This window comes from Micromonospora sp. DT229, from assembly GCF_049844505.1.
Lineage (GTDB): Bacteria > Actinomycetota > Actinomycetes > Mycobacteriales > Micromonosporaceae > Micromonospora.
Genome location: NZ_JBNCLD010000045.1, coordinates 1 through 3,988 on the forward strand (window position 1 = coordinate 1; position 3,988 = coordinate 3,988).

Consider the following 3,988-nt stretch of genomic DNA (forward strand, 5'->3'; position numbering starts at 1 on the left):
CTATTCCCGCAGGTCAACCAGCAAGGTAGCGTGAGATCAACTTATCGACCCTGTCCGTCAAGCCGGGTCAACCCCACTGCCGGTGGCGAGCCCAAGCGTGCGGGCAAGGTCCGCGAGGCTCAGCACGCTGTTATGAGCGTCGAACCACACCAGGGACGTGAACCCGTGGCCCGGCTTCCTCGCCGGCCGGCGCTCGGCAAGCCGATGCGCCACCTCCGTGGCCAGCGCGCTCTTACCGACGCCAATGCTGCCCTCGATGGAAATCAGGTACTCGCCGCGGTCGAGATGCTGCAACGCCTGAGCCACCTCATTGCTGCGGTCGACGAGCTGGGTACGAGACGGCAGCAGCACCTTCGGCGTTCCTGACCGGTTCCTGCCAGCCTCACGGAGACGCACGATCAAAGGCGGCAACCCCAGGACAGCGGCGACCACCGCCAGCAGCCCGGAGATCAGGCCGAGCCACTCGCTCACGCCGGAGGTGAAGCCACCCACAGAACAGACCTCACTCGTACGCCACCATCACGGTCGGTCATCTATCGACCACAGAATGACGATCATCCCCCGCCAGTCTTACGGACGTCCACGTCGGACGCAATGCTTCGAGTGCATCGGCAAAGTGCCAGTGAATTCGGCGCTGCCCACGCCTCGACCGTGCCCTGCATCCAGGGCTCTTTGACCTCCTGGAGCGTCTTGAACAGGGACTTCGTGATGTCTGGGCCGCCTGAACTTTGGCCGCTGGCGAAGTCTCAGGTGCAACCCAGCCCTGCTCGCTCGTCCAGGCGATGCTCGTTTGCGCATGCCGGCCGGCCATCGAGTGCGACTCGAGCAGCACCATCCGAACGGCGACGCATCACGACCTCGGCGCGAACTCCGATGCCACGACGGAAGCCGTTGCAGTAGCTGCGCGCGCGGTGTCTCCGGACACCGGCCCGGCGGACTGTCCGGGAACAAGCATTTCTGGGATCCGCCCGTTGTGGTGAGCCTGCAGGTAGTCCATGGCCTGCTCGACGGTGGGGTCGTGGGCGAACTGCTCCTGGAAGTACTTAAGCCGTTCCCGACAGCTGTCGATGATCTGCGCCCAGGACCGCAGCCAGACCCGCACGGATGCCGCGCCCTGCTGGTACTGCCCTATGCAGCCAGGTGGGCGGTCGCTTGATTGGGCCTTGGCCTTGGCGACCTCGGTCATGTCGGTGGTGACCAGCCAGAAGTCCCATTCGACGCGCACGTCGGCGAACTGCGAATCGGTGACGACGGCGAGGGCGTAGTCCTCGATCTGGTTGATTTCCTTGTGCCCGACGGTGACGTGCGGCGCCTTCAGCTCGACTACGAGGTGCTGATGGCGGTCGTGCTCTCTGCGTGCGCGGGAGAGCATCAGGTCCACGATGCCGACCCGTCCGTCGGGGCGACGCACCGGTACCTGGTTGCGGATCTCTCGGCCAATAGCGTGCAGATGCCGGTCGAGGACCGCGTCGAGGGACCGGTCGCTGACGAGGAGGTTAAAGCGCTCGCCGAAGACCCACACCTCGTTCTCGAGGATCTTGTGGAGTTGGCTGCGCTCTTTGAGGACGCGTCGAACCTCCGGGTCGAAGACCATGTGCTGCAGCGCGGTAAGGAACGTCAGTGTCAATCCCCTGGAAGCGTGGAGGGTTGTTTAAGCTGCCTGAGCCCGGCGGGCTTCGGCGATGAAGTGTTCGTAGTCGATGGGTGACATGCCGTCGCAGGCGCTGTGACGTCTGCGGACGTTGTAGAAGTCGACGATCCAGGTGGCGATCTTGAGTCGGGCCTCGGATCGGGTGCGGAACCGCTGCCGGTGGATGTACTCGACCTTGATGGTGGAGTTGAACGCCTCCGCGGCGGCGTTGTCCAGAGCGCATCCGACCCGGCCCATCGACTGCAGGACACCGAGACGGCGGCAGGCCTTTGCGTAGTCAGCGGCGGTGTACTCGCTGCCGCGGTCGCTGTGGAAGATCACTCCGTCGACCTGGCCGCCGCGGGTCGCGGCGGCCATGCTCAACGTGGCCTGGGTCAGGTCGGCGTCGTGATGCGCGCTCATCGCGTAGCCGAGCAGCCGGCGGGAGTACAGGTCGATCACCGTGGCGAGGTAAAGCTTGCCCTCGTCGGTGACGACCTCGGTGATGTCGCCGCACCACAACACGTCCGGCGCGACGGCCGTGAACTGCCGCCGGACCCGGTCCGGTGCCACCGGGCGTTTGCCCTGCTTGGTGAGGCTGCGTCGGCGCTTGGGGGTGCGTCCGGCCAAGCCCAGCTGCGCCATGCGGGCCGCGACGGTGTTGGCCGACACCTGCCACCCGTCGGCGTGCAGATCGAGGGTGATCCGCGGCGAGCCGTAGGTGCCACCGGAGGCGTCAAACGCCGCCCGGATCGCAGCATCGAGGGCGTCGCGGCGGGTCTGCCGCGCGGTGGGTTGCCGGTCACGCCACTTGTAGAACCACGACTCACTCAGCCCCAGCGCCCGACAGGTCACCGCGTGCGGCACAGCGTGCTCGGTCCTCTGGGCGGCGACGAACCCGGCCACAGTCACTTCGTCGCCTCCTTGACCCACAGGACCACGGATCGCTTGAGCACATCGCGCTCCATCGCCAGCTCGGCGTTCTCCTTACGCAGACGAGCCAGCTCGGCGCGTTCGTCCTCACCGAGACCGCCAGCGGCGGCCTCACCCCGAGCCCGCCGGTCCTGCGCCACCCAGTTCGCCAGGGTGCCGTCGTTGATCCCCAAGTCCCGAGCAACCTGCGCGATCGGCTTGCCCGTCTCCCGCACGATCCGCACGGCGCCCTCGCGGAACTCCCGGTCGAACCGACGTCTCGTCTCAGCCATGACCATCTATCCCCTTAGGTCCGGCCTCCACGCTATCGGGGGAACCTCAGAGTCCAGCCGACCTTCGCCGAGTAGGAAGTCGCCCTGGTGCTCAGGCATGGCTTCCCAAAGCACGTAAGCGGTGAAGGTAAAGCCGGGAGCGCGGATGCCGACGTCGGCGATGTCGACAGTGATCCCGTCGGCGTCGCACAGGTGCAGCTCGCGGTCCGTCTTCATCGACCACTCCACCACCCGCAGCCGGGCGGCTTGCGCCGGCTCGCCGTTGACGGTGAAGGACAGCTCGTACTCGTCCCGGCGCTGGACGGACTTCTCCGGGTCGATCCTCTGCCCGTCGTAGATCACTTCTACGCCCTGGTAGACCGCGAGATATGTCGCCAACTCGGTCGTCAACTGCGCGACGGCCTTATGGGTTTTTAGCTGATCAAGACGCTTGGACTGCCGCCCCCATGCCTCGAAGGTGGTGCCGGTCGGATCGTCGGTCGGCTGCGGCGTGGAGATCTCGAAGTCGTTGCGTGCCGTGGCGCTGGCGCGAATCATTACACGCCGTCGACCGTCGATGCCGTCCGCGACCGTGGCCCACCGGATGTGATCACCAAGGGCGTAGCCCCGCAGGCGACCCTGGCCCGCGCTGCCGTGCAGGAACCGGTTGAGCTGCGGTGTCCGGCGGGTCATCTTCTTCCAGGACCCACCGATGCGTTCGAACGCTGAGTCGCAGCCTTCCGGGGTGATGCCACTGCCATTGTCGATGACGGTGATCTTCTCCACCCCGCCAAGGCCAGAAAGGTCTAGCACCACCTCAACCCGGGTAGCGTCGGCGTCCAGAGCGTTCCACACCAACTCCTTGACCGCCCCGACTGGGTCGTTCTCGCGCGCGAGGCGCTCAACGTGATCCTCGGCCGCTTCAAGATGCACACGACGCATGCGTTTCACACTGTCACATCAACATCACGCCTGGCGACCTTCGACCCGGCAGGGCGGCCCCAGGTTCATGGCGTGGCTTCGCACCCGCGGCTCCTACGACGCCTGGATGATGGTGAATGCGCGTTGCGAGGGGCGCGGCATTCATGGACGACCAGCTCAGAGGGTGGTTCGGTAGCTTTCGTCCGCTGTGGGTTTGGGTCGGCGTGTGAATGTGAGCCGTGGTCGTAACCGG

At 65.9% G+C, this 3,988-nt stretch carries 5 protein-coding genes; all 5 read right to left on the reverse strand.

The genetic code is table 11. The features are described from left to right. Positions 1-57 precede the first annotated feature (57 nt). The gene (locus ACLQ2T_RS29160) at positions 58-492 is read right to left on the reverse strand and encodes a hypothetical protein (protein ID WP_425769561.1); all 435 of its coding nucleotides are present in this window, start codon (positions 490-492) and stop codon (positions 58-60) included. Between the two features lie 358 nt (positions 493-850). Continuing rightward, complete coding sequence (locus ACLQ2T_RS29165; protein WP_425769562.1) at positions 851-1,627, reverse strand: hypothetical protein; 777 nt, start codon at positions 1,625-1,627, stop codon at positions 851-853. Between the two features lie 24 nt (positions 1,628-1,651). After that, a complete protein-coding gene (locus ACLQ2T_RS29170; RefSeq protein ID WP_425769563.1) occupies positions 1,652-2,542 on the reverse strand; it encodes an IS3 family transposase in 891 nt (296 codons plus the stop codon). Continuing rightward, complete coding sequence (locus ACLQ2T_RS29175; RefSeq protein ID WP_357115009.1) at positions 2,539-2,835, reverse strand: transposase; 297 nt, start codon at positions 2,833-2,835, stop codon at positions 2,539-2,541. Before ACLQ2T_RS29175 ends, ACLQ2T_RS29170 begins: the two co-directional genes overlap by 4 nt. Before the next feature lie 6 nt (positions 2,836-2,841). After that, positions 2,842-3,756 carry an ATP-binding protein gene (locus ACLQ2T_RS29180; protein ID WP_425769564.1) on the reverse strand — a complete coding sequence of 305 codons (915 nt, stop codon included), beginning with the start codon at positions 3,754-3,756 and terminating at the stop codon, positions 2,842-2,844. Between the last annotated feature and the right edge of the window lie 232 nt (positions 3,757-3,988).

Coding starts and splice junctions, on each gene's coding strand:
- ACLQ2T_RS29180 (WP_425769564.1), bottom strand. CDS start 3,756: ATGCGTCGTGTGCATCTTGAAGCGGCCGAGGATCACGTTGAGCGCCTC.
- ACLQ2T_RS29175 (WP_357115009.1), bottom strand. CDS start 2,835: ATGGCTGAGACGAGACGTCGGTTCGACCGGGAGTTCCGCGAGGGCGCC.